This is a genomic window from Ruegeria sp. BHSA163 (genome assembly GCF_059613365.1).
In genome coordinates, this window is the sequence record NZ_JBXWSJ010000045.1 from 1 (window position 1) to 24558 (window position 24558).

25 protein-coding genes and 1 pseudogene are annotated in these 24558 nt (G+C 51.3%); 21 read left to right on the forward strand and 5 right to left on the reverse strand.

All coding sequences use genetic code 11. The features are described from left to right. From AC2FNV_RS17875 to AC2FNV_RS17945, 15 genes are all read left to right on the forward strand, one after another. Positions 1-382: response regulator (locus AC2FNV_RS17875; RefSeq protein WP_496774036.1), on the forward strand; the 382-nt coding region annotated here is incomplete at its 5' end. Next, positions 379-711: an Hpt domain-containing protein gene (locus AC2FNV_RS17880; protein WP_170604209.1), complete on the forward strand. Its 333-nt coding sequence runs from the start codon at positions 379-381 to the stop codon at positions 709-711. The genes AC2FNV_RS17875 and AC2FNV_RS17880, both read left to right, overlap by 4 nt. Further along, positions 704-1735, forward strand: coding sequence for a response regulator (locus AC2FNV_RS17885; RefSeq protein WP_170476455.1), 1032 nt, complete (start codon positions 704-706; stop codon positions 1733-1735). The genes AC2FNV_RS17880 and AC2FNV_RS17885 overlap by 8 nt, the downstream gene beginning before the upstream one ends. 438 nt (positions 1736-2173) lie before the next feature. After that, a complete protein-coding gene (gene gntH / locus AC2FNV_RS17890) occupies positions 2174-3430 on the forward strand; it encodes a guanitoxin biosynthesis MBL fold metallo-hydrolase GntH (protein WP_170476453.1) in 1257 nt (418 codons plus the stop codon). Positions 3431-3944: 514 nt separating this feature from the next. Further along, complete coding sequence (locus AC2FNV_RS17895) at positions 3945-4115, forward strand: Flp family type IVb pilin (protein WP_170476451.1); 171 nt, start codon at positions 3945-3947, stop codon at positions 4113-4115. Positions 4116-4258: 143 nt separating this feature from the next. After that, positions 4259-5071 (forward strand): Flp pilus assembly protein CpaB, encoded by an 813-nt coding sequence (gene cpaB / locus AC2FNV_RS17900; RefSeq protein ID WP_170476450.1) that lies wholly within the window; start codon positions 4259-4261, stop codon positions 5069-5071. 23 nt (positions 5072-5094) lie between these two features. Further along, positions 5095-6663 (forward strand): pilus assembly protein TadG-related protein, encoded by a 1569-nt coding sequence (locus AC2FNV_RS17905; RefSeq protein WP_170604207.1) that lies wholly within the window; start codon positions 5095-5097, stop codon positions 6661-6663. Positions 6664-6668: 5 nt separating this feature from the next. Continuing rightward, positions 6669-7175 carry a TadE/TadG family type IV pilus assembly protein gene (locus AC2FNV_RS17910; RefSeq protein ID WP_170476446.1) on the forward strand — a complete coding sequence of 169 codons (507 nt, stop codon included), beginning with the start codon at positions 6669-6671 and terminating at the stop codon, positions 7173-7175. Then, entirely contained in the window at positions 7172-7867 is a 696-nt protein-coding gene (locus tag AC2FNV_RS17915) for a TadE/TadG family type IV pilus assembly protein (protein WP_170604205.1), read from the forward strand. Before AC2FNV_RS17910 ends, AC2FNV_RS17915 begins: the two co-directional genes overlap by 4 nt. A 25-nt stretch (positions 7868-7892) precedes the next feature. After that, the gene (locus AC2FNV_RS17920) at positions 7893-9101 is read left to right on the forward strand and encodes a CpaE/TadZ family protein (protein ID WP_170604203.1); all 1209 of its coding nucleotides are present in this window, start codon (positions 7893-7895) and stop codon (positions 9099-9101) included. Between the two features lie 14 nt (positions 9102-9115). Continuing rightward, on the forward strand, positions 9116-10504 hold the full coding sequence (locus AC2FNV_RS17925) for a TadA family conjugal transfer-associated ATPase (protein ID WP_170476440.1): 1389 nt from the start codon (positions 9116-9118) through the stop codon (positions 10502-10504). A 3-nt stretch (positions 10505-10507) separates the two neighbouring features. Continuing rightward, positions 10508-11479, forward strand: coding sequence for a type II secretion system F family protein (locus AC2FNV_RS17930; RefSeq protein WP_170476439.1), 972 nt, complete (start codon positions 10508-10510; stop codon positions 11477-11479). Positions 11480-11489: 10 nt separating this feature from the next. Beyond that, positions 11490-12491: a type II secretion system F family protein gene (locus AC2FNV_RS17935; RefSeq protein WP_170604201.1), complete on the forward strand. Its 1002-nt coding sequence runs from the start codon at positions 11490-11492 to the stop codon at positions 12489-12491. A gap of 228 nt (positions 12492-12719) precedes the next feature. After that, positions 12720-13574: a helix-turn-helix transcriptional regulator gene (locus tag AC2FNV_RS17940; protein ID WP_170610358.1), complete on the forward strand. Its 855-nt coding sequence runs from the start codon at positions 12720-12722 to the stop codon at positions 13572-13574. After that, the gene (locus AC2FNV_RS17945) at positions 13564-14049 is read left to right on the forward strand and encodes a prepilin peptidase (protein WP_170476434.1); all 486 of its coding nucleotides are present in this window, start codon (positions 13564-13566) and stop codon (positions 14047-14049) included. Before AC2FNV_RS17940 ends, AC2FNV_RS17945 begins: the two co-directional genes overlap by 11 nt. A gap of 132 nt (positions 14050-14181) precedes the next feature. On the opposite strand, the gene AC2FNV_RS17950 is transcribed toward AC2FNV_RS17945, so the two are convergent. The 3 genes from AC2FNV_RS17950 to AC2FNV_RS17960 are packed head-to-tail and all read right to left on the reverse strand — an operon-like array spanning position 14182 to position 16230. Continuing rightward, positions 14182-15240, reverse strand: a complete 1059-nt coding sequence (locus AC2FNV_RS17950; RefSeq protein WP_170604198.1) for an adenylate/guanylate cyclase domain-containing protein — start codon at positions 15238-15240, stop codon at positions 14182-14184. After that, the gene (locus AC2FNV_RS17955; RefSeq protein ID WP_217362361.1) at positions 15237-15626 is read right to left on the reverse strand and encodes a DUF1987 domain-containing protein; all 390 of its coding nucleotides are present in this window, start codon (positions 15624-15626) and stop codon (positions 15237-15239) included. Before AC2FNV_RS17955 ends, AC2FNV_RS17950 begins: the two co-directional genes overlap by 4 nt. Before the next feature lie 10 nt (positions 15627-15636). Further along, a complete protein-coding gene (locus AC2FNV_RS17960) occupies positions 15637-16230 on the reverse strand; it encodes a SiaB family protein kinase (RefSeq protein ID WP_170476430.1) in 594 nt (197 codons plus the stop codon). A gap of 81 nt (positions 16231-16311) precedes the next feature. Here AC2FNV_RS17960 and AC2FNV_RS17965 point away from each other — a divergent pair, with 81 nt between their 5' ends. Together AC2FNV_RS17965 and AC2FNV_RS17970 are read left to right on the forward strand one after the other, a co-directional pair. Continuing rightward, on the forward strand, positions 16312-16689 hold the full coding sequence (locus AC2FNV_RS17965) for a hypothetical protein (protein ID WP_170476428.1): 378 nt from the start codon (positions 16312-16314) through the stop codon (positions 16687-16689). A 25-nt stretch (positions 16690-16714) separates the two neighbouring features. Further along, positions 16715-18181, forward strand: a complete 1467-nt coding sequence (locus tag AC2FNV_RS17970) for a SpoIIE family protein phosphatase (RefSeq protein ID WP_170604196.1) — start codon at positions 16715-16717, stop codon at positions 18179-18181. A 66-nt stretch (positions 18182-18247) separates the two neighbouring features. On the opposite strand, the gene AC2FNV_RS17975 is transcribed toward AC2FNV_RS17970, so the two are convergent. Together AC2FNV_RS17975 and AC2FNV_RS17980 are read right to left on the reverse strand one after the other, a co-directional pair. After that, positions 18248-19330, reverse strand: coding sequence for a phosphatase PAP2 family protein (locus AC2FNV_RS17975; RefSeq protein ID WP_496774045.1), 1083 nt, complete (start codon positions 19328-19330; stop codon positions 18248-18250). 27 nt (positions 19331-19357) lie between these two features. Then, on the reverse strand, positions 19358-21244 hold the full coding sequence (locus AC2FNV_RS17980; RefSeq protein ID WP_170604192.1) for an adenylate/guanylate cyclase domain-containing protein: 1887 nt from the start codon (positions 21242-21244) through the stop codon (positions 19358-19360). A 169-nt stretch (positions 21245-21413) separates the two neighbouring features. On the opposite strand from AC2FNV_RS17980, the gene AC2FNV_RS17985 reads away from it, so the two are divergent. From AC2FNV_RS17985 to AC2FNV_RS18000, 4 genes and pseudogenes are all read left to right on the forward strand, one after another. After that, positions 21414-22796, forward strand: coding sequence for a S8/S53 family peptidase (locus AC2FNV_RS17985; protein ID WP_170604190.1), 1383 nt, complete (start codon positions 21414-21416; stop codon positions 22794-22796). A gap of 220 nt (positions 22797-23016) precedes the next feature. Continuing rightward, positions 23017-23729 (forward strand): annotated as a pseudogene (locus tag AC2FNV_RS17990) (3-methyl-2-oxobutanoate hydroxymethyltransferase). Positions 23730-23744: 15 nt separating this feature from the next. Beyond that, the gene (locus AC2FNV_RS17995) at positions 23745-24080 is read left to right on the forward strand and encodes a Rieske 2Fe-2S domain-containing protein (protein ID WP_170604184.1); all 336 of its coding nucleotides are present in this window, start codon (positions 23745-23747) and stop codon (positions 24078-24080) included. Next, the gene (locus AC2FNV_RS18000; protein WP_170604182.1) at positions 24062-24556 is read left to right on the forward strand and encodes an HpcH/HpaI aldolase/citrate lyase family protein; all 495 of its coding nucleotides are present in this window, start codon (positions 24062-24064) and stop codon (positions 24554-24556) included. The genes AC2FNV_RS17995 and AC2FNV_RS18000 overlap by 19 nt, the downstream gene beginning before the upstream one ends. Positions 24557-24558: the final 2 nt, after the last annotated feature.

The window sequence follows — 24558 nt, forward strand, 5'->3', positions numbered from 1 at the left end:
ACTTCGCATTCTTTTGGCGGAAGATAATCTGGTAAACCAGAAGCTCGCGATACGCCTGCTCGAACAAATGGGCTATCGTACCGATCTGGCCAGCAACGGTATTGAGGCCATCGAAAGTGTCGCTCGTCAGACCTATGACGTCATTTTAATGGATGTGCAAATGCCGGAAATGGACGGGCTTGAAGCATCTCGAAAAATTAACGCATCCTATCCCGATGACCGTCCTAGGATCATTGCGATGACCGCAAACGCTATGCAAGGAGACCGCGAAATGTGTTTGGCCGCCGGAATGGACGACTACATCGCAAAGCCAATCCGCGTGGATCGCCTGATCGATGCACTTTCCCGCACTCCTGCTCGGTCTCCAAGGAAACGCAAATGACCAAAGACATCATTGACCCAACTGTTTTTGAAGAGCTTTGCGCAGCGATGGGTGAAGATTTCGTCAGAGAATTGGCGGCCACTTTCTTAGATGACGCAGAAAACATGTTTGCCGAGCTGAAAGGCTCGGTCAAAAACCAAGACGCCGACACCTATCGCCGTGCGGCTCACTCCATCAAGTCGAACGCGCAAACCTTTGGTGCAATAACTCTGTCCGAACAGGCTCGTGATATCGAATTGTCAGGCGAAATCGACGGTGCGGCGGTGGATGTCCTCAGGGCTACATTTGACCAAACTGCGACGGCGCTCACAGGGCTTTTGAATGGTTGAGAAAACCGGGCATCTTCTGATTGTCGATGACAACAAGGTCAATCGAATTTTGATGACTCGAAGTGTCGAGATGTTGGGACATCGAGCATCGGTTGCACACAATGGCAAAGTCGCAATGCAAATGCTTGCCGAGGATGATTATGATGTCCTGCTACTGGATATAGAGATGCCGGAAATGGACGGGTTTCAAGTGCTTGAAGCACTCAAAGGCGATCCGACACTTCGCGATTTGCCAGTCATCGTTACATCTTCGGTTGAGGGGCTCGAAAACGTCGTTCGTTGCATCGAACTGGGGGCTGAAGATTATATCGCCAAACCTGTGAACAAAGTGCTGCTCCAGGCACGCCTGAATTCCAGCCTCGAAAGAAAGCAGCTATACGACGAACAAAAGCGGCTTCTAGGGCGATTTGCGACCGAAGAGGTCGCTCAGGATCTGCAAGCGTCGGGTTTTGCTATCGGCGGTAGTCGGATAACTGCGACAGTCCTGTTCTGTGATATTCGAGATTTCACCGCGTTGTCTGAACCCATGCCACCCGAAGCGACGATTGAACTGTTGAACACCTATTATACCCTGATGTTCGAGGCAGTTACGAGTCATGGTGGTATAGTGAACTTGATGGTTGGTGATGGCTTGATGGCCTTATTTGGCGCGCCTCAACCTGTTGATAACTCAGCGCAAAGCGCGATTTCTGCGGCGCAAGAAATGAGTAGAATGATCGATATGCTAAACGAAGAGCGAACAGCCTTGGGCGAGAAGAGGCTGAAAGTGGGCTTTGGTGTGGCTACCGGCGAGGTAGTAGCAGGTTATGCAGGTACGCAGACGCGCGCCACGTATACGTGCATCGGTAAGACAGTTAATCTTGCCGCCCGACTAGAAGCACACACCAAGATCGTGGATCGTGCCATTCTATTTGATGCGGAAACACGACAGAACCTTTCAGCCTCCGCCGATTGCGAGCAATTAGAGGAAGCACTTTTCAAAGGATTTTCGGAGCTGACCGAAGTGTTCTCAATCCGGAATTAGATATAGTCTAAAAGTTGATATCGAAGTCAGCGGTGGTTTTCCATTGGGCGGCAGTTTGATTAATTTGTTCGGCCGAAGCCGCTTCATAAACTGCCAATAAATAAAGCCCCGGCGCAATTTCGCAAAGGCATCGGATCACTTCATCGGCAAAAATGCGAAGGCAATCAAAATGCAGTTAGTGTTCAGTATTTAGGCCAGCGAGAAAAAAGGGTTTTAGAGGCAAAGTTGAATCAATTCGATAAAATCGAATTTGGTTAGCTTGGTCCAATCTCTGTCGACGCCTAAATATTATCCTGTCCAGCTTTTGTCGATACAAACTGCGCTGTTCCCGATATGCACACAAAGACTTGCAATACGCATTCAAAAACTGCGATCCTTGAGTGACACGACATTGAGTAACTTTGGGTTTAATCGGAATCCCAGTGGGGGAGAATAGCAATGATATTTGTTGGCAAGACTGCTCGGGCAATTGCGCTTGGCGCCGTAATATTAGCAAGTTCAGCAGCTGCTGCGATCGCGCAAGATAAAGAACCTGCTGAGTGGTCGAGAACCGACCCATATCCCCATCAAACAGTTTATTACCCAGGAACAGAAGCCCTTGGGGCGGACGAAATGCGGGTAATTGCTTGTGGAACCGGGATGCCCCAGCCGCGTTTGAAACAAGCTGCAGCGTGTTTCCTTGTTGAATTGGGAAATGGTGAGAAATTTATTTTCGATATGGGCGAGGGCTCTTATGAACGGATCATGGCGCTAGGGATACCTTTGGATCAGCTAGACAAAGTGTTCCTGGGACATTTGCATCTTGATCACGCCGGTGATTTTCCAGCGTTCTATTTTACAGGCCCAGTAAACAACCGTTTGACTCCAGTCCGCTTGTGGGGACCAGAAGGGATTAAGCCAGAATGGGGTACCAAATCCTGGGCCGATCACATGATGAAGATGTGGGCCTGGGAGGAAGCGACCCGTGGCGCGGCAGTTGATCCGCGTGGACTGCAACTGGAAGTGAACGAATTTGATTGGAAAGCCGTCAACAATGTCATTTTTGACGAAAACGGTGTTCAAGTCAGAACGCTCCCTGCTATCCATGGCGAACAAGCAGTCAGTTTTCTGCTGGAATGGAACGGTCTCAAGTTTGCGTTTTCCTCTGACACTCTTCCGACCCGATGGTGGAGAGAGCACGCAGCTGGTGCTGATCTCGCCATCCACGAATGCTTTACCCCCCCTGAGTTCATGATCGAAAAATACGGTTTTGAACCGTCAGAGGCGATTTTCGTCGGTTCACAGGGTCACACAGCGGCGCAGGCTTTTGGCAAGATCATGTCCGAGACTGAGCCGAGGCTGGCGGTCTGCTATCACTTCCAAAATGACCATGACATCGCATTGGCAGTGTATTCTGCAATACGGGAAACTTACGACGGCCCGTTGGATTTGGCGGCAGATTTTATGACTTGGAACGTAACAAAGGACAGCATTCGCACCCGTCAGGGAGTGCCCAATGAAGAGTCATTTCCGGCCCCGGTGCAGATGGCCAAACAGCCGCCAGACTCTGCTGCAGAGTTCCCATTCTCCGAGTTCGATCTTGAAAGCATGGATTTAGGAGCTGCCGAGGCTACTAACGACATGATCGAAGCCTTCAATGAGCGTTCGGGTAACAACGAGGTTGGCGCTTACACTAGTCTGCCGTTCAAAGAGTAAAAACAGCTCTGCGGGCGCGCAAAAATCCGCGGCGCCCCCAGAAAAGACAGATCCAAGAGCACACTTTTGCCACAATTCGCACGTCGTTCATTGAAAGGCGTCGGCGAAGTTCTGTGTAAGGTTTCCCTGTCAACAGCTTTCACAAATTGAATGTAAGTTGACGAAGGCAATCGGCTTTTCCAACCGGCAGAAACGCCTGTTCCGGCCAGCGTTAGCCGGGCAGGGCGGCTTCGGTAATTTCTTCGAAGGCCGTATTTCATCGGGTTCAACCAGTGCACGAATCGCGATCTGGGTCGGCTGGCCCAATAGCCAAAAAAGGCGAATCTGGGGCAAAGCAACAGTCAAAGCGCCAATTCTTTCACCTTATACGTGTGTTTTTCCACAGTTTGGATGATGCGCGCCCTGATCCATGAAGCGTAGTTTTGATGCAGGCTCCGTCTTTAAGGGGGGGTTGTTAGCGCCGTCAGTTTGTACGGCATCAGTGTGTATCTAGTGAGTTAACTAGGAGAGTAAAATGTTGAAGCTTTATGTAATGATGAAAACCCTGGCACGTGACGAGCGCGGTGCGACCATCGTCGAGTACGGTGTTGCCCTGACCATTGTCACGGCAATTGCAGTTGCGACCCTCACAGCCTTGGGCGGCGACGTTAACGGCCAGTTCACCGCGGCAGAAGGCCTGATGTAATCACCTGCTTGCACTCAAAGTACGCGGTGCAATTCGCGCCGCGTACTTTCCAACCAAGACAAGACTTCTTGATCTATCGGCATAGTGCAACCGTTCAAAGCATTTCATTCGTTGAAAGCTAAGAAGTAGCGAAGGAGAACCAGATGAGATTTTCTGCCATTTTCACTGCATTAACGGGGTTGGCTGTAGCTGGCGGATCGGTTTACGTCGCACGCGACTACATTCAGTTCGACACCGGAACTGCAAGTGCTGCTGTCGAGAGCGAGACTGTCAGCGTAGTTGTTGCTTCACGAGACATTTCATTTGGAGAAGAGATTGAGCCGGGATCATTGACGACGATCGAATGGCCTCGTGGGTCTGTTCCAGTCGGCGTGTTTACGGAATATGACGACCTGATTGCCGCCGCCAGCATGCCCTCGCGACGTGCGCGCAGAGCGATTGCCCAGGGTGAACTGATCCTGAACAACAAAGTTTCCGACTTTGGTGAGAAGGTCACCATCGTCCAGACAATTGGCGATGATCACCGCGCAATGGCGATTGAAGTGGATGCCGAAACCGCAGTTGGCGGATTTGTCACGCCGGGTGATCGCGTCGATATCGTCATGACGACTGGCGAGAAAAGGGACATGCACGCCGTTACGATATTGCAAAATATCAGGGTTATTGGTGTTGACCAGGAATCCGATGAGCAAACCGACCAGCCCGTAGTGGCGCGGACGGTCACAGTTGCAGTTACTCCGGATCAGGTTCAGCGCCTCGCGTTGGCCCAACGTGCGGGTCGGCTAAGCCTGACGCTTCGGTCAGTCAATGACACCGAGGACAAGGCGCTGACCATGACCCGCTTGAACGATCTTTTGGTGGATGAACCTCAGGAAACTGGGTCGGACGAAGAGCCTGTCCGCACGATCGTCCGCGTTCGTCGCGGAACCGACGTGACCGAAGCAATTATCAACTGAACCCTAGAAGGAAAGTAGCGACCGTGTCCCGCCCAAAAATCATAAGTCAGTTCCGCAAGTCCGAAGACGGTGCGATTTTGGTATTTGTCGCCGTGGCACTTTCAGTGATGGTCGGCATGGCCGCTATTGCCTTTGATATTGGGCGGGTTACGACCACGCAGTCTGAACTGCAAAGTTTTGCCGACAACGTGGCACTGGCCGCGGCTGGTGAACTGGACGGCCGCCCAGATTCAATCACTCGGGCTACAAACGCCGCGGCCAACATGATCAGTGACACTCAAACCTTTGGGGTGCGCAACAAAGATCAGCTTCTTTCTGGTGACACAGACTACCAACTAGAGTTTTATGAGAACCCGCCCAACGATACGGTAGAGCCTGCCCAACCGGCTCAACTGCTTGATCCGTCCGATGCGGCAAGTGGACCAATCGCGGCTTTCGTCCGGGTAACCGTTGACGTCCACGAAGTTGGAACGCCCCTGGCTGCGGCCACAGCGGCACTGCTAGGTGATGCGCGTCCCTTTGCAAGTGTGAGCGCGGACGCCGTGGCAGGATTTACACTGTTGGCCTGCGACATCACACCCATGTTCATTTGCCTGCCGCCAAGCCTTGACCTTGCAGAAGGTCAGCTTGTGCAGATGGTCAGCCAAGGTGGTGGAGATGACCAATGGGGACCTGGAAACTTCGGTTTTCTTTCATCAGATCAAGCTGTTGCGATTGATGATGCCGGCGCGTGCTCTCCTGCTCCTCCGGGTCAAGAGGACGCCTGCGCCCTAGCCGCGTCTCGTGCCGTATCAATGTGCTTTAGCCAAAGGGGGGTAGAAACCCGCCCAGGTATCAGCATCGGTAATATGATTGCGGGATTTAATACACGGTTTGACAGATTTGAATCCAGCGCTGGTCAATTTCAGAATGATGCACGCTACGATGTAGACAACTTTGCGTCCTCGCCACATGTTCTTGATGGTTGGATAACCGCTGCGCAGGGTAACAATTGCACCAGCGAATTGGCGCCCGCGTACGAAGTCGATGGAGTTATCGACCCGACTGCAACGGTGGGTTTGCCTCTGGACGATTGCTTTGCCGACGGTTCATGTCCGACGTCCCGAATAGGTAATGGAATGTTCGATGATGGTCTGGAAGACTACCTGACCATCAATTACGGGGCTGATTTCAGCAATCCGGTTCCCACAGGAATTCCTGCCTGGTTCCCGATGAATGGTACTCGGTACGACATCTACAACGCCGAGGTGAGCAACCAAGCTGCGCTGGAAGCCATCCTGACAGCAGGCGGTAAAGCCGAAAGCAGCTTGCCCTCTTGCCAGGCACCTTCGGTTGGGCGTGAAGATCCACGTCGTCGTGTCATAACCGTGGCTGGTATCGATTGCATCACATACGAGTCCGAACTCAACGGCGGATCGGGCACCATTCCGGTAACAAGCTTCATCGAGATGTTCCTGATCAGACCTTCGGAATCCGGCAACACCGGTGCCAACGCCGTAATCTACGGAGAGGTTATTCAAAACGTCTCTGAAGGTATTGGCGGGTTGGGTGTTGGGGGCATCGTTCACGATCTGGTTCAGCTTTACGAGTGAGGGTCATGTCTGGTTTGTCTCAACATATTCAAAGAGTGATCCGCCGCTTTCGCAGAGATGAGGCAGGCGCTGCCTTAGTAGAATTCGCGATCCTGCTTCCGATCATGTTGGCGACCTTCGCCCTGATAGCCGAAGGTGGCCGGTTGTTCTGGTCGTATCAGAACGCGATCACTGGTGTTCGCGACACTGCACGTTACGTTGGGCGGATTGCTCCGGCGGACTTGTGCTCTGCTTCACCAAGTGCCTCGATCGGAGACTTTCAGGCATCGGTAGCGACCACGCTAACGTCTCTTTCAACCACAAATATCACCATTGGGTTAGACGATCTGTCCCTGGAATGTGTAGGAGCCGCTGGAGAATATCGGGTTTCTCCAACTCCGGTGGCAGTACTTTCCGCATCACTAACAATATCGGATCTGCCCTTTGCGCCGTTGTTCCAACTTGTAGGCGGTGCGGGGATGACTCAGATCCAGACCACTGTAACTGACCGCAGCCGGGTGTTTGGACCATGAACCGCCGCATTCACAGCATAACCCGTGAATTGTCACGATTTTTCCGTAAAGAAGATGGTTCGACCATTGTCGAAATGGCGTTTGTCATGCCGATTTTCCTTCTTATCTTCTTGGGTCTGATAGATTTTGGCCGATTGGCATTTCATTACGTGGCCGCGGAAAAAACAGCGCAGGTCGCTGCCCGCATGGCCGCGGTGTTGCCCGCTGCCTGCGGAGGTGTTCCAACAACCAACAGCAGGGGTGGTTACACAGACATAACTGGTCCGCGTTTTGGGACGAATTGCGACTTTGCATCCGGCGTTTGTGTGGAACCGGCTGCAACAATTTGCACCGGCGCGAATCCGCCAAATGCCGCGGCGCAAGACACAGTCGACGGTATTTGGAACATGCTGCAGTTTGCCGTTCCCAACGATCCAACTGCAACCTTTGATGAAAGCAACATTACGTTTGCTTACGAATTCGACCCGCAAATGAATTTTCTTGGCGGCCCCTATGTGCCGATGGTCACCGTGACCATCGAAGAGCTTCCGTTCCGTTTTGTATCCCCACTAGGAGCGCTTGCTGCTTTGGCGATTGGTGGGGCAACGCCGCAAACCGATGATCTGACGAATGCCACCACGGGCTTCAAGATCTTTTCCGATTTCAGCGCAACGCTTCCAGGCGAAGACCTCGCCTCGGGAACCAGCGGTTGAATGTTCTAGCCATAGGAGCTGTACAATGACCCACAAATCATTAGCCCTGATTTCAGACAACGAGGCGATACAAAGTTCTGTCGCCCGCGCGGTTGACCGATTAGATGATCATTCGCTGGAGACGCTTTCCGGTACGTTGTCGTCGGTCAACGGACACGCAAGCCAGTTGCTGTGTGACAATGATCTGTTGGTTTTCAGCCTACCAGAAGAGCTGGATGTGGACGTCGTCAGCGATCTGCGTCGCAGCGCGGGCCCTGGCGGCACAATTCTCGCCCTTAGCGATCGCGACATTACGCTGTCAGAAGCCCGCGCGCTCAACAAATTGGGCGTAGACGAGATCTTGCCCTTTCCGATAGCACAAGACGAGCTGACCGAACAGATTCAGCGCCTCACGTTGGACAAGTCCTTGCTACCAGCGATCTATAATCCGCAGATGCATCGTTTGGGGCATGTCATCAGCGTTTGCCCCGCGCGCGGAGGTATTGGTGCCTCGACCCTGGCGATAAACTTGGCGGATCAGTTGCAGGGACATTCAGGCTTTTTCAGAAAAACGACCAAAAACAAAGTTGCTGTTGTCGATCTGGATCTTCAATTCGGAACAATTGCAACGGCGTTGGATCTGCAACCCTCCTCCGGGCTTATGACAATGGCCCAGCAAGGTGTGACGCCGGATCGGACATTTATTCAACAATCGATGGTGCAACATTCATCCGGTTTGGAAGTGCTGAGCGCACCCGAAAACTTCATGCCTTTGGACGTTCTGACCCGTGAGCAAATCGCTGCACTGATCGAGACTTTACGCATGGAATTTGATTATGTCGTCGTCGATCTGCCGCGTGTTTTGGTTGATTGGGTTGGTGCTGTAGTCAACGCTTCTGATCGGATGTTGATGGTCAGTGACAGCTCGGTTTCTTCGGTTCGCCAAGCCTGCCGTCTGATTGACTTTTTTGCCAAGGAACGCTTGGAGCCTCCGGTCGAGATCGTGTTCAGCCGGGAAAGGAAGCCGACCTTTCGGTCCAGTCACCACATCGAAGCCCAAAAAGCATTGGGCCGCGATCTGAAATTCTGGCTGCCGAACGACGAGCGCCACGCAAAGCAATCATTGGACCGGGGCGAACTGCTGTCGCAGACAGCCAAAGGCTGCGCCCTGTCCAAATCGATCCGCACGATGGGTCACAAAATAATGAGTGAAACAGAGGTCGGAAGTAACGACCAGAGAAACAAAGCTGCCTGATTGGAGTCTATGAGATGTTTGAAAAGTTTACACGCGCCGGACGCACCGATGAGGCCGAAGTTATTCATCTGAACCAACACGCTGAGCAAAAATCTCAGGAGATGTTAGAAGAGATGGCCGTTGAAGAAAAAGAATTGGCTGAATGGCTGGAACTAAAAAGCACTCTGCACGAGGCATTGCTTGAAAGGTTGAACCTTTCGGTCATTGAAAAAGTTGAAAATGATGTGCTGCGCCGCGAAGTTGCCGGTGTTGTCAGTAGTGCCCTTTCTCAGACCGGCCGTCCGCTTAACACCGACGATTTCAACCGAATCGTTGATGAGCTTTTGGATGAAATTCTGGGCTTCGGTCCCCTTGAACCGCTTTTGGCTGATCCGACGATCAACGATATTCTCGTAAATGGATATCAAACCGTGTACGTCGAGCGTTCAGGTTTGCTTGAAAGAGTACCTGTCCGTTTCCGCGACGAGAAACATTTGTTGCGTGTTATCGACAAGATTGTCAGCAAGATCGGCCGCCGCGTCGACGAACGTCAGCCTTGGGTGGACGCTCGTCTGGAAGATGGCAGCCGTGTCAACGCTATCATCCGCCCTTGTTCGATCGACGGTCCAAGCGTATCCATTCGAAAGTTTGCCAAGTCGAAACTGACGATGGAAAAACTTGTGGAAAGTGGAGCGCTGAACGAAGCGGCGGCGCGTTTCCTTCAATCCCTGGTATATGCACGACTGAACGTTTTGATTGCGGGCGGTACAGGGTCGGGGAAAACGACCATGCTGAACGCGCTGTCTTCATATATTGACCACGGTGAACGTGTCGTCACGATTGAAGACGCGGCAGAACTGCAACTCCAGCAAGACCATGTCGTGCGTTTGGAGACGCGCCCGCCATCGCCGAATGGCGACGGCCAAGTCATTCAACGTGACTTAGTGCGCAACGCACTGCGTATGCGTCCAGACAGAATTATCGTGGGTGAGGTTCGCGGCGCTGAAACCTTTGACATGCTCCAGGCAATGAACACTGGCCACGATGGTTCCATGACGACCGTGCATGCAAACTCAGCGCGAGATTCTTTGGGTCGCCTGGAGCAAATGGTTACGATGACCGGAATAGAATTCCCTGCTTCGGCCATTCGATCACAAATCGCGTCGGGTTTGCACTTTATCGTGCACCTGTCGCGACTGGCGGATGGATCACGTCGCGTTACCAGCATCTCGGAAATTACGGGAATGGAAGGCGAGATTGTCACTATGCAAGACATTTTCGTTTTCCAGAAAAAGGGCCGTTCGGAAAGTGGAGAGGTCATCGGACAATTTGTTCCTACGGGAATTCGTCCAAAGTGCTTTGATTTCCTTACATCCGCCGGTGTCGATCTTGCGCCAGAAACTTTCCGTGTATCGAGAGGGTAAGCCATGGACAGCGTATATACCGCCGAATTGCTGAATTATCTGACGCTGGCATGCGTCTTCGTCGGAATATTCATGCTGGTAACCGGGTTGACCCACTTTGCCAAGCGTGGAGAAAACCGAGCTGAGGCCAGAAATCGCCGTCTGCGCATGGTTCAGCAGGGCGTTTCAGATGAAGAACGCCTTTCAATCTTGCTTCCAGATAACCAGACGGGCATTTGGGCACGGGTTCCGTTTTTTGGAAAGCTGCCAGAAACGCTTTTGCAAGCGGGAGTGAATATATCCCCGCAGAACTTTCTGCTGCTGTCAGCAATGGGAACAGCAGCGGCGGCCGTTGCCGGCGTCTTTTTCCTTCCTGCTTGGCAGGCTGTTCCGATTGCGTTCCTCTTGGGTGCAGTCGTGCCCGCGTTGATTGTCAAATCGCGTCAGGCAGAGCGCCAAAAGTTGCTGACGGGTCAGTTACCCGATGCATTGGAACTGATGGCGCGGGGTCTTAGGATCGGTCATCCGGTTAATACGTCGATCAAGGCCGTCGCGGATGAGATGCAAGATCCCATCGGGTCAGAATTTGGGATCATCTTCGATCAGATCAGTTTCGGTGACGAATTGACCGATGCCGTTCAAGATTTTGCAGACCGTGTAGGTTCCGAAGACGCGCAATATCTGGCTGCCAGTATGGCAATCCAGCATGGAACCGGTGGTGATCTTGAACGGATCGTTTCCGTCTTGGCCAACGTGATCAGAAGACGGATCGCATTGCGCGCCCGGATCAAAGCAATCTCGGCCGAAGGACGTTTGTCCGGAGTTCTTCTTTCGATCATCCCGTTGGTGATCATGGGACTGATGTCAATCAATGCGCCGGGATACTACACCGACGTCAGCGACGACCCGGCGTTCATCAAACTCGCCATTTTGGTCGTCGTTTTGATGATCTCTAACGTCATCATCCTGTACAGACTCGTTAACTTTCGGATTTGAGGACAGTTCCATGGATCGTGTTTTGGAAATGATATCGCTGCGTTTCGGACTTCCTACCGAAACTATATTGCTTACAATTTTTGGGCTGGGCGTGTTGCTGGTTTTCTTTGCGGTGAGTTCGGCCCTGAGCCGACGCCACCCTGCAGCAGTCCGCATTGCTAACCTGCGTGCCCAAAGGTTCGATTCACGCAATGATCGCGGTCTGTTGCGCGAAACAGTTGCCACCCCCAAGGGCCTTTTCAAAGCGGCGCTTCCAAGCAGGCAGTCCGAGCGGCGCAAGATCGAAGAAAAGCTGCTCCAGGCGGGCCTGACTGGTCCTAATACACTACGTATCTACACGCTGACACGTGTTTGGCTGGGTATTTTCGTTCCTATGATCGTGGCCTTGCTGATAGTCGCGTCAAAAACACCGGGAATTCCTTTCCCAAGGTCGATTGCAGGAACATTTGAATCCATTAGCAAAGCGAATGCGATCCAGCTTATCGGGTTGCTGACGGCAGTCGGTTATTTTCTTCCGGCTTTCTGGTTGAACCGGCGTCAAAAAGAACGCCAACAAAAGATCCGTGACGCTTTTCCAAATGCGCTCGATCTGCTGCAGATATCGCTGCAAGCCGGACTTGGTTTTGATGCTGCGATGACACGTGTAGGAAATGAGTTGGCCGTTGCCTCACCGGACCTCGCCTTTGAGTTTTTGAACACACAACACGAAATCCAGGCTGGGCGACCACGCGCAGAAGCGCTGTCTGACATGGCAAAACGCACTGGCATCGACGAGATCCGGTCATTTGCGACCGTTGTGCAGCAATCCATGCGTTACGGAACCAGTATGTCAGAGGCTTTGACTACTTATGCCTCGGAAATGAGAGACTGGCGTGAGACCAGAGCGCAGGAATTGGCTAACCAGCTGCCCGTAAAAATGTCGGCTGTATTGGCGGCGCTAATGCTGCCCACGTTGATAATTATCACGGCGGCGCCTTCTATGATTCGATACTTCCGCGGCTTTGGGGCGTAGTATTCGACCCCAACCGCGCTACAATAGGCCCTTCAGTGCACCTATGTTGCCAATTTTGTGAACAAAAGAAGGTCTTCTTCTTCCACTTTTTGCGCAGGTACAGAGATTAGTTCAAAGTTAATTTTGTGAATATGTGGAGTCCGGCCACACAAAAAAACCCGAGACATATCGACGGGTGGGGGCGTCTGTCGAAAGGTGTTGGTCAAAGTTTGACCGATGGTAAATGGTATGAGTGTTATGTTTTCGGCGCATAATTCTGCGTCAGCTGCGGTGGCTCCTACACCAGAATTGCTAAAGGTTGTTGCTGTCCTGTGTCAGGCTTCGCAAGGGAAAGTTCCACTGTTAAACGCACTGCGTGAAACAGCCCTGGCGATTGGGGCAGATGTTATCTCAATTAGTCGCGTTGATCTGTCCTGCGAAAAAGGCTCTGCAAAGGTGCTCAGCGCCGATGTCAGACATCAGCGGCCCAGCTCCTCGGGAAGTTTTGATTTCTGCGTAGCGCCAGCCGTCTGCGGGGTGAATATGAAACGCGCCAAGTCGGGATCGGCGTGGTTCGGATCAATGAACGATTTTGCTGATCACGCTCGTCTGTCCGAACTTTATAAAAACCGCCGATTGTCAGAGTCAGTGTCCATATTGCTCGAAAGGCAGAATGGAGTATCGGACTTTTTGGAATTGCATTTTTGCCGTCCTATTTCTTCGGCTTTAGCGAACGCCTTGACGCTTATGGGCCCAGTTCTTTCGGACTGCTGGAAAAAAAGGTCTCTTGGCAGATTCTCTGAAACACAGCTTGTGAACGCGCGTAGAAAATCTGTGCGTACGGAAGTCAAAGAGATTTTGTCCATGGAAAATCCGTGCAGATTGAGCCGAGCTGAATATAGGGTCTGTCTGCTATTGGCTCGGGGGTTGAACAACAACGCGTTGCTTTCCGAGCTCTCGATCTCGATTTCGACCCTTCGTACACATTTGCGCAATATCTACATTAAGACCGGAACGTCTTCACAAACGGAACTAATTCACGACTTGCTTACTCCGATTGTGAATCCCAAGCCAGCATCGGCAGGAGGCGCGTATGTCGCCTGAGTTCGTTCAGTTGGGGCCACTGATATTGATCGCGCCTTTATTGATCATTATGGCATTGCACGATTTGAAGTTCCTAAAGATCTCAAATTTTCTGGTGCTTGCGATGATCGCGGTTTTCTTGCTTTCGGCGCCATTCTTTCTTACGTGGCAAGAGATTTCATATCGAATTCTTTTTGCGGTCGCCGTGTTCTTCCTTGGCTTCGCTGGTTTTGCGTTTCGCCTTTGGGGAGGGGGAGACGTAAAGGCAATTGCCGCATTGGTGCTCTTCGTACCGAGCTATAGCCTGTTATTATTTTTCTTTTGCTTTGCTGCTTCGATGGGTATCGGCATGTTCGTTGTTGTTTCTTGTCGCTTTCTTGTCTTGCCGCAGTGCGTTTGGAGCGCATTGCGTCCAAAAGCGGGTTATCCGATGGGGGTATCAATAGCTATGGCCGGTATTCTGTTGCCTTTTGCTTCGTTGATGCTTGCTGCGTAGGCTGTTTTCACAAAGAAGGAAAAATGGCGAAACATATAGGTTTACGGCCTAGATTATTCTTTCGAAGATTGGCGGTTAACAATTTCCGACCATTGTCTGCGGTTACGAGGGAATTCCATCCGGTTTCCAGATTTATGAATCAAAGTTGCGCAATGACGTAAGAGCGGATTGTAAGATACTGGTACTTTCAGCACGCTCTTCTGGCGACATGGCTGCTGGGTCCAAAACCAATTGAAAATTCGGCTTGTCGCACCGGACTTTTGTAGAAAGGGTGGGTGCCCCTTTTTGACCTAAAACGCGGTAGGTCATGACGGGCTGCGTAACACCTTTTACCTGTATCGGTCCCACCTCTTCGGTACTGATTGCGTCTTTTATGTGTGCCCAAGTCTCGTAAGAGATAAATATTTCTCCCTCATCGGCCTGATGTTCAAGCCGAGAAGCGATATTCACCGCTCCGCCAATAATGGTGTAATCCATTCGGTCTTCGCTGCCAAAATTTCCGACAGTACAGTAGCCTGTGTTGATGCCAATTCGGCATTGCAATTCTTGTCTTATTCCTTGGCGTTTCCATTCGACCTGCAATTCAGCCAACTTGTCCCGCATCGCGATCGCCATGCGTACACAGGCCAACGCATCTTCACGCACCCCTTTTGTTTCGGGATCACCGAAAAAGATTAGGATGGCGTCACCGATAAACTTGTCAATGGTGGCGCCATGTTGCAGCGCGACTTGCGCCATCTCTGTTAGATAACTGTTCAGAAGTTGAGTTAGGTCTTCGGACTCCAACTGATCAGTAAGCTCTGTAAACCCCGCTACGTCGGAGAAAAACACGGTTAGTTTTTTCCTTTGGCTCGCAAGTTTCACCTCCTGACGACCGGAAAAGATAGAATTATATACCTGGGGGGAGAGATACTTTGCGAGTTTGCCCGATAAGGCCTCAAGTTCGTTGTTTTTACGCGAGATTTCCTCTGCAGCGATACGCTGCTTTTCTGCCAAGGCATTCAGCTCCCGTTCGTTGCGATCACTCAATCGCATCATGCGCCGCGTGGTTTTTAACAGTTTTCGGTATTCCACGACGAGCCGTCGAATTGGATCTCGTGTCTCGTCACTAGGGAACTTTCCGCTGTCCAAGGCAGATTCGGCGCTCTCAAGAACCTGTTGTTCCCGAGAAAATAGATCGTCGAGTGTCATCTATCCGACAACTTTTTTAACGTGAACTTGGCGTGCTGAAGATCCTCGCCAAACTCTTCCCCAAGCTCTTCCATGGTTTCATCTTCTGGATCGTGAAACCAGAAAACCTCTATTTCTTTTCCCTTTTCGGCCGCTGAGTCCAAGAGTTCCATTATCATCATTATGGCTTTTGCGCTCGACGAATTGAAATAGATGAGCTCAAAATCAAACCGACATTTAGAACTTGCGTCACCCGATAACCATTCTTTCAGGGCTTGAAACAACGGGTTGTAGAACGTGGTAACATCTTCGGGATAGGATTCTCCGATTAGCTTCAAGCGACCTGAGTCAAAGTCAAATTCGACTGTCGGTGTACGGTTTGTGGCGGGGATCTCAATTTTTTCCATAAGTCCCCTCTTAAACTGTAGCTTTAAGTGCAAAAAATGCGTGTTGATCATCAACTCGCATAAAGTCGAACTCAATTGGTTTTGATGCTCTGCGCGCAATTTCAATCAGCCCTATGCCTGCACCTTTGCTGACAGTATCGGGTTCTGAACGAAGTTGGTCTTTGTAGGCTGCTTTAAGTTCTTCTCGGTTCATTTTTCGCAAAGCTGACAGTCGGCTTTGCATGTTTTCTACATCGCTCGAAAGGATCAGGTTTCCGGCATGAACCACATAACTGCCGGCTTCGTTCCCAATGGTCAGGATGCCATAACTTATGTCCAACCCATCTGAATCCGTGTCGGCGGGCAACCGTTCAACGGAATATCGTATAATATTTTGCATTTGTTCGACGAAAACCGCGAAGACACTGCGAAGGGTTTTTGTGTCCGCGTCTTCGGAAACCAGTTTTTGTTTCAATGCGTCGCCAACGCCGCTGAGAATACCTTCGGTCACATAGCCACTGTAGGCAAAAACAACACCTTGTTTGCGTAGACTGGCGCGCAGCTCGTAAACTTCGTTGGCAAGCATTTGTTCCCCTTGATCGCGCACGAAAAGAACCAAGTTCATTTCAAGCCTTAATATCACATGATACACATTTGTGCATTTTTAGTGTATCAATTGCGCTTAGAATTGATTGGGGAGGTAGATATGATCAGGATATTATCGTGGGTTACCGGCGTATTGATTTCTGGCCCGGTCCTCGCCGCCGATATACCAACGGAAGTAAAAGCAAAGCTTCAATCTGCCATGATTGCACATGTCGACGGAGTAATGGTTGATGGTGCTTATACTTATCTGGATACTACCACCAACGAGATTGCGACTGTTTATCCAGCAAATGTTCACCCAATGGTTATCCCAGCCGGAGGTGACTATTTCGTCTGTTCAGAAATGATAACGGAAGGCGGAGATACGGTAACGGCAGACTTTCTCGTACGCGAAATTTCCGGGGACTACAAAGTCGTGCAGATGATAGTCAACAACCGGGCGGCCCTGCAGTCCGCAATGAAGAAAATCGGGAACTAGATGCCTGAAGAAGTAGGGGCGTTCAGTGCGTAACGTCTGGGACTTTTTAACGCGCCGAATATTTTTGAAGCACATTCTGGCGACCCTCGTGATCGGAGGCGCGCTAAATGCCGTAGTGCTCCTATTCTACTATGAATTCAAAAGACAAGCGCAGACTGATCAAGTTGCCGCTGAAATGGCCACAATAGCTAATCGTATTGCGCGCCCATTGGCAGAACTTGTAATGTCAGGAAATCAGGCACAGGCTCAAAGCCTGTTAGCAGTTTACTCTGGGTTTCCCTATTTGATATGCGCTGAACAACGGCTGGAGCAAAACCCGGAAACACTTGTATCGTGGCCCGCCATCGGGTGCGAAAAGATTAAAAAAACTGGTTTGGATATATCCGTTTCCGTGCCAACGGCAGCAGGACCAGCCGTTATGTTGGCGCGAATAGACCAGGAAATTCTCAACAGGGAATTGCGAACAGAAGTTGGCGTGGTGGTCCTTTTGGGCGTTCTTGGAGGATTTGCACTGGTCCTTGCAGGTGCGGCAGCCTTTTTGTGGCTTATCAACAGACCTCTTCGTCAAATGTTAAGCGCGATTGAGAAGTTTGAACTGTACGACGATCCTCAGCGGGTTACATATCGATCCGAGGACGAGATTGGCAAAGTTGTTCAAAGCTACAACTCGATGTTGGACCGTGAAGTCGAGCGCGTCTCTGCGATAAGGGAAGCTCATCACCAAATTGTTGAAAGCGTGAATTACGCCACGCGAATTCAGCAGAGCCTTTTGCCGACAACTAAACAGTGCAAGACAGCTTTTTCGGATTTTGCGGTCAAATGGGAGCCCCGCGATTTGGTCGGCGGCGACATCTATTGGCTGAGAAAGGACGGACCAATTTCTACACTCGCCGTTATTGATTGTACGGGACACGGTGTTCCGGGCGGTTTCATGACAATGCTGGCGATCGGAATTCTTGAGCGGCTGTATTTTGAAGATGGCACACTCAGCCCCTCATCGGCACTTTCTAAACTGAGCGATTTGACCAGAACGTTGTTGAACCAAGACCAATCTGGTGCGACCTCCAACGACGGTATGGATGCTGCAATCTGCCAAATTGATGTAAACAAAGGAACAGCGATCTTTTCCGGAGCACACATGTCTTTGTTGATCAAACAAGGGGAAAAAGTGGAACGGTTGCGCGGAGACAAATTGAGTTTGGGCTACATGGACACCCCAAAATCACCAAAGCTTTCTGAACAAAATTTCCAATTCGACGAAAACACGTTTCTCGCGATTGCTACAGACGGATTGATCGACCAATTGGGTGGAGAAAAACGTCTGGCATTTGGATTTCAAAGGGTGATTTCGACGATGAAGCAAGGAAACTGGTCGAGCTCGGCAGAACTCTTAGAAGCCATCGACCGAGTATTTAAAAACTACACCAAAGACGAAAACCGCCTCGATGATTTGACGGTAATCGCATTTCGTCCAATTATTATTAATAATTGAATATTTCCGTGGGTAGCTATTCTTGTATTAATCAATTTTAGCAGAAATTACGCAAAAATTGTGGGATCAAATACCAACGTTTTGCCACTCTGCCCTGGCCCTCGCTGCCAAACCTCCGCCGGCTATAGTACCTACGGTTGGGCAAGCCAGGATTAACGGAAGCGCGGCTCGGGCCAGTACTTCCCCGGCGCGGCTGTCAGAAGGATAGTGAACGCCAAGTACTTCTCGGTTACGAGAGATTCGGCTTGCCATGTCTTCCAACACATTGCGGACCACGCCATCGGGATGGGTCGTCTGCAAGATTTTGTTGCCCGAATTATCCAGCATGACCGTGTCCAAACACAGGGCCACAAGCCAGGCTTCGGTTGCGTGAGCGCTGGGGAAGGCTGAATGATGCGGAACATCGATCGGCGGAAAAAGGGCCGGATGTAATTGAGATGGCCTGGGACGGTTAAATCTCATTTTAAAGTGAAAGGCCAAAAACTGTGCAACAGTCAGCGCAATATGGCAAAGTTGAAGGGTGTTGGGATGCGACAGGTAATTGAAAGGCATTATCCCCTGGAAATACCCAATTAAAGTGCCTCGTTGTTGCAACGCCTCTTGCAGAACACCGGGTCGATACTCGATCAGGCCTACAAGCTCGGTCAGTTCTTCTTCGATTGTCCATGTAACAGCAGCGACCGTTGTTGTATTTGATACATTTGATCCTGTGCGTGCAGGTTCTGTAAGGACAGCACCCAGTGGCAGAAGCGACAGCCAATCCGGAACATTGTCACCATCTGAATCCTGCGTGGTAAATTCTGACAGAAGGGCAATAGCCCTGTTCCCGGGCGACCAGCTTCTGAAAGTTGCAGTATTGAAAGAGCTGTAGATTTCATGAAGACGGACCGGGTCTGGATCAGCAAGGCCACCAGTTGCGACCGGATGCGTGTGCGGCCATTGATTTCCGGGCCACCAACGGTCCTCGACAGGTATTCCACCTGCACCGTCGTGTTCCGTGTGCGGCGATATGCCGATACTAAGATTAACGGGACTGCCGCCGTAACCGGCGTCACGGGCATCCCGCGCATCCCTGGCATCCCGCGCGTCGCGTGCATCCCTCGCATCTCTGGCGTCTAATGAACTGATCGGGCCTGACGGTCCTGTCATATCGTTCTCCCCTTGTGTTGGCGACTGCTAGTCAGGCAACCCTGCCTGACGCAACCGTTCGCAAAACAACACCGACTTTGCCGGGTCGCTGTAGTGTTTGTGAGTCTCTTTGTATTTGCCTAGGGAAAAGGCAGGCTCTAACTTCATCAAGTCCGCCGCGCTCTTTTGCGCCTCTCCCGCTTTTCCAGCCGCAACTTGGGCAACCACAAGCGTTCTAAGAGCGCTGGTGTAACGCGGGTTTTCCGCCAAACCCCGTTGAAGCCAGGAAATGGCCTTTTCGTATTCCCCGGCATCGTAGTAGACCGTGCCTAGAAAAGCGTAATAAACGAATAATCTTTGATCGAATGGCGAAAGTCTTAATGCTCGCTCCGCTGCTTTGATTGCGTCGTCGTTACGGCCAATGCTGGACAATGTTACGCTGGACAACAACCAAGCTATTGAACTGCTGGGGTTTGCTTCGCGCGCGCGATCCAAATAATCGATCGCCGTTTCAAAATCCCCGAACATGTATGATTGAACATGCCCATAGGTCGCCAGAGCAAGTGCATTTTGACGGTCAAGTCGAATGGCGCGTGCCGCCAAATCAGCTGCCTTGCGGGAATCTCCTTTGGGATCAGTGGACCAACCTTGTCCGACTTTCAAACTGTGCCAACGCGCGGCCCAAGCCAACGGTGAAGGGAACTCAGGGTCCGCCTCAATCGCGCGTTCTAACAAGGCACCTGCTTGTTCGAAAGTTTCGAATTCGAGGCTGCCAATAGTGTCCAGTGCTTTCAGGTACATGTCATAAGCCGAAAACGAAGCCAGACGTTTTCGCATCGTGCGTCTGCGCTCGGCCTGAAGCATTTTAGGCAAAAGGTTGATCAGTGTCGTTTCGACGATTTCATCCTGTACGCCGAAGGTGTCAATTTCGTCAAAATCCCGCTTCAATGCAGCCAGTATCTGGCCGTTCTCTGTATCCAAAAGCTCTGTGGAAACGCGCACCCTTCCGTCCCGACGACGCAGCATGCCCATGATCAGGTAACGAACTCCAAGCGTTCGTCCAACCACCTGCGGATCTACAGCTTGTCGGGCGAATGAAAGGGTCGACGATCTGGCAATCACTGTAAGGTCATGATGCTGGGAAAGTTGGGCAACTATGTCCTCGACAATGCCCCAGGCGAAGTATTCATCCTCTTGTTTGCCGCTGATATTGGTAAAGGGTAGCACCGCAATTGAAGGCAGCCCAGACTGGCGTTCTTCGGCAACCATGTGCCGCCCATCAGTCGTGAGTTCAAAGGCTGCGACTTTGACGCCCATTTTACGCAGCTCCAGCTCGCCAACAGGACGCGTTTGAATCTCGCTAAGGTGTGAGATGTTGTCTTGAACAGATTGCGTTAGAATTATCCCACCAGCGGCCACATGTTCCTGCAGTCTTGCTGCCACGTTAACACCGTCGCCCAGCAGATCTTGGCCGTCTCGCAATACCCGGCAGTAATTTAGCGAAATCCTAAGAGCCAACCCCTGACGTCGTTGTCGCGCCTGGATCTGTAATTCCTGCCCCCAACGCACGGCTGCCTCGGGGTTATCGAATGTGGCAAGGATCCCGTCTCCGGTCGACTTGACAAGGCTGCCTCCAAATTCTTTCAAAAGCGGCATCACGAGTTCTTGCCGCATGTCGACCCACCTGAAAAATGTGCTTTCCTCGTCCTTGCGCATCAAGGCCGAGAATCCGACCACGTCAACAAAGCTCACGCACAGCAATTGACGCTCAGCTTCGTCAGCCAGCCACTTTTCACCAGAAATCACGTCTGCAGATACGTCTGATCCACCATTGCCCGGCACAGATGATCCTAAACCGCCACCGCCCTCAATAATCGAGCTTTGAGAGCTCGATCGTGGCGGGGATGGTTTACTCGTGTAATAATCAACACGCATGATCAAATACCCTCTGTGGTGCATTATGCGTCGATTCGTTGTAAAAGTTAATTAAAAGACAAAGGAACATAGCTGGCCCGAAACCCGCATCTGACCGCTGTCAGTGAGCTTATGGCTTTGAATGCCGCGGTCTTGGGGGGGGCGTCATACTCAGGATTGAGGACGCGAAATGGCAGAGAAACTTTTTTTGTTTGACCTAAGCAAGGATGCACTTACCAGCAACCTGGCTATCTGCGGACAAGATCTGAACAACTTGATCGTCGATTTTGGGGTGCCAGGATTCATCATTCCCCCCGGACCGAGCAACAACCCTTGGAGAGCATACAATCGCGACGGATCAGTGGATTCTAGTGGATCTGTTGAAAACCTGGGATACGGGATTCCTTTGCTTTTGCCAGACAAGACCAAAGCGCGGAACCTTCTTGACCAGATGCTGCAAAAGGCTACCGCCAACGGAAATCCTGGGGCTGCCCGAGTTGCCGGCGTGGACGTCACCCCGTACTCTATGAACCTTGCTCCGCAAGGGCAGCATTGGTGTGCGGGTTCAGGGCGCGGTTACAGCTACGCCACTCGCCGACGAGCGCATCAGCTCATTGAATCCGAAGCACTGGTCGACAATGAGTTATTTGGTCGTGATGTGAAAATCTTGGTTATCGATCAGGGATTTAATAAGGACTATTTGGGATCCCTAAACGGTATTTATGGCGGTGGCATGGGATGGATCGTCGATGGTAAGGTTAAAATCCCCGGCGAAGGTAAGTGGCCATACACTTCACTTGAACAGCGGCATGGCTCCATGCTCTTGCGTTCATTGGTAAAAATCGCGCCGAAGGCGGAAATACGTGATATTCCCCTTATTCCAGAAAGAATAACAGATGTTGGATACTTCGCTTTGCATGCGCTTTTTGCATTCGCGTTTATCAAAGCGCTTTATCTAAGCAAACAGGGACCTTGGGTCCTTTTGAATGCTTGGGGGGTGGTCGATCGGTTCGCCGAAGGGCTTTGGGGAAGCTATACCAACAATAGAGATCACTTTTTGAATTTGATGATTGCCAGTATAGCCGAAAAGCACGACGTAGTTTTTGCAGCAGGTAACAATGGCCAGTTTTGCGCGGACCCAAGAGCGACTGGTTATGACGCCGGGCCCGGTAATAGCATCTTTGGCGCCAACGGCCTGCCCGAGGTCACTTCGGTCGGAGCAGTAAGAGCTGACGGTGCATGGATCGGCGCATCTTCCCAAGGTCCTGGTCCTGAGGACTTCCAAATAGGCAATGGTACGGTGGAAAAACCGGATTTTTGTGTTCCAAGTTGGTTTACCGAGGATCACGATCATTTCTTGCGTAGTGGTGGAACATCAGCAGCTTCTGCGCTAACAGCCGGATGCATTGCTGCGCTTCGTCAGGGTTGGGGTACTACAGCGGTTTCGCCGGCAGAACTGCGGGCAGCTATACGAAATTCATCACGCCAAGTTGCCCAAACTGGATGGAGTGCGCGGACTGGTACAGGTGTTCTGAAACTGGGCAGTTTAATAGGCCAACCGCCAATCGTGTAGTGGGCTTTGTTGGTCTGGAACCACCGTTTTGTGTTTCGAAGTTGAGCCTGTCAGAAGTGATTTAGTCCTGGGAGTAAGTAGGCGGAAGTTGCCTTGGATAGAAAAGACTGCCCAAAAATTTCCAGCGGCTTGTCGTGACCATTTCCGCCTTGGCATAACTCGTGTCTGTTTCGCGCGTACTTAAGGGCGCGGAGCGCCAAACACATTCTGTCTTGTCTCAATGCCTTTTGGTTCTTACGCCACGCCAGAACTGGCGGTTCTAAACGCAACCCGCCTTATAAAAGTAGGCTGCGCCGAGGCTGTTAAATTGCAACTGGGTCGCGAGGGGGTCGCAATTATCAAGCTGCAGCAGATGCAGGGCCACCCGTGATGAGCCATGTCGGCCTTCTCCCCCATGAGGTAAATTTGATGGGTGGTTTCAAAATGCAGGGTCGAACGGCCGAGTTAGCGATGGAAGTCATCGAAGATGCTCGCGCGATTGAGGCTGCTGGCGTCATCGGGCCAGAGACAAAGGCCTTGCCTTACGAGGTCGGCAAAGCGGTCGACGAAGCAGTTTCCATCTTTACGTTTTCCATAGGGGCCGAAGCCGCTGGAACCTGCCAGTTTTTTTTTGGTTACGACTTGTTGGTCGCTTTTGACACTTTAAAGCGAAAGTTCGCAAAGCGTTACGCAAGTATGGCAGACATCGCGACCAAAGCGTTTGAAGCATTCGCCAAAGAGGTCCGCTCAGGCGAATTTCCGGATGCAGAACACAGCTATGAGATGAAGTCCGATGAGACCACCAAGTTCAACGAGATGCTAGCGATGGATCAAGATCGTGAAGGCACAGCGGTTAGAAAGAGTGGTCAGCGCATTCCCAACGGAATGCTGGAAGACAATTATCCTCGTAACATGTGGTGGGTGGCTGCGTGCCGGGATGAGGTTACTACATAGCTTCTGGCACGTTGGTTGCTTGAAACACCCATTGTTCCTTACAGACTAGAAGACAGCACGCCAGCCGCGCTCTATGATCGACGTCCGCACCGCTGGGCTCCGCTTTCCGAGGGGCATGTTGACGGTGACAAGATCATCTGTCCCTCCCACGGGATGGAGTTCAACGCAGGTGGGTACTGCACCAAGTCACCGACACAGACAATGATGCCAAAAACCGCGCAAATCCCGGCGTTTGAGGAGCGGGAAGCAGGCGCGTTTGTGTGGATATGGATGGGCGCAAAGGAGGCAATTGATTGCGATTCGCCGCGGGTTGACTATCAAATTGATCCGGATTGGAGCTTTATCTACTAATTATTGAAACAAACGAAGGACTTGAGGCCGCAATTGAGATTGCCCGATGTTCCGGTCGAATTGACGCGATGTTTTTCGGTGGAGTCGATATGGCGGCAGAACTGCGATGCAAAAATACCTTCGAGTCATTGATCTACGCCCGCTCCCGCGTCGTGCACGCATCGGCTGCGGCCGGTTTGGATGCTATTGATGTACCTTTCCTGGATTTGGACGATCCTGACGGAATGCGCAAAGAAGCAGAGAAAGTAAGAGATTTGGGATTTTCAGGCAAAGGGTCAGTGCACCCAAAGCAGATTGCCGCCTTAAACGAAGTGTTCACCCCGAGTGACCACCAAATCTCGCGTGCACGCCGGATCATTGCGAAATTTGAAGAGGCCGACACAGGTCTTGTTGTGATAGATGGTAAGTTAATAGAGAAACCTGTTTTGCGTGATATGTACCGGGTAGTTGAAATAGCGGACCGGATGGAGGTGTAAGC

Coding starts and splice junctions, on each gene's coding strand:
- AC2FNV_RS17880 (WP_170604209.1), top strand. CDS start 379: ATGACCAAAGACATCATTGACCCAACTGTTTTTGAAGAGCTTTGCGCA.
- AC2FNV_RS17885 (WP_170476455.1), top strand. CDS start 704: ATGGTTGAGAAAACCGGGCATCTTCTGATTGTCGATGACAACAAGGTC.
- gntH (WP_170476453.1), top strand. CDS start 2,174: ATGATATTTGTTGGCAAGACTGCTCGGGCAATTGCGCTTGGCGCCGTA.
- AC2FNV_RS17895 (WP_170476451.1), top strand. CDS start 3,945: ATGTTGAAGCTTTATGTAATGATGAAAACCCTGGCACGTGACGAGCGC.
- cpaB (WP_170476450.1), top strand. CDS start 4,259: ATGAGATTTTCTGCCATTTTCACTGCATTAACGGGGTTGGCTGTAGCT.
- AC2FNV_RS17910 (WP_170476446.1), top strand. CDS start 6,669: ATGTCTGGTTTGTCTCAACATATTCAAAGAGTGATCCGCCGCTTTCGC.
- AC2FNV_RS17915 (WP_170604205.1), top strand. CDS start 7,172: ATGAACCGCCGCATTCACAGCATAACCCGTGAATTGTCACGATTTTTC.
- AC2FNV_RS17920 (WP_170604203.1), top strand. CDS start 7,893: ATGACCCACAAATCATTAGCCCTGATTTCAGACAACGAGGCGATACAA.
- AC2FNV_RS17925 (WP_170476440.1), top strand. CDS start 9,116: ATGTTTGAAAAGTTTACACGCGCCGGACGCACCGATGAGGCCGAAGTT.
- AC2FNV_RS17930 (WP_170476439.1), top strand. CDS start 10,508: ATGGACAGCGTATATACCGCCGAATTGCTGAATTATCTGACGCTGGCA.
- AC2FNV_RS17935 (WP_170604201.1), top strand. CDS start 11,490: ATGGATCGTGTTTTGGAAATGATATCGCTGCGTTTCGGACTTCCTACC.
- AC2FNV_RS17940 (WP_170610358.1), top strand. CDS start 12,720: ATGAGTGTTATGTTTTCGGCGCATAATTCTGCGTCAGCTGCGGTGGCT.
- AC2FNV_RS17945 (WP_170476434.1), top strand. CDS start 13,564: ATGTCGCCTGAGTTCGTTCAGTTGGGGCCACTGATATTGATCGCGCCT.
- AC2FNV_RS17950 (WP_170604198.1), bottom strand. CDS start 15,240: ATGACACTCGACGATCTATTTTCTCGGGAACAACAGGTTCTTGAGAGC.
- AC2FNV_RS17955 (WP_217362361.1), bottom strand. CDS start 15,626: ATGGAAAAAATTGAGATCCCCGCCACAAACCGTACACCGACAGTCGAA.
- AC2FNV_RS17960 (WP_170476430.1), bottom strand. CDS start 16,230: ATGAACTTGGTTCTTTTCGTGCGCGATCAAGGGGAACAAATGCTTGCC.
- AC2FNV_RS17965 (WP_170476428.1), top strand. CDS start 16,312: ATGATCAGGATATTATCGTGGGTTACCGGCGTATTGATTTCTGGCCCG.
- AC2FNV_RS17975 (WP_496774045.1), bottom strand. CDS start 19,330: ATGACAGGACCGTCAGGCCCGATCAGTTCATTAGACGCCAGAGATGCG.
- AC2FNV_RS17980 (WP_170604192.1), bottom strand. CDS start 21,244: ATGCGTGTTGATTATTACACGAGTAAACCATCCCCGCCACGATCGAGC.
- AC2FNV_RS17985 (WP_170604190.1), top strand. CDS start 21,414: ATGGCAGAGAAACTTTTTTTGTTTGACCTAAGCAAGGATGCACTTACC.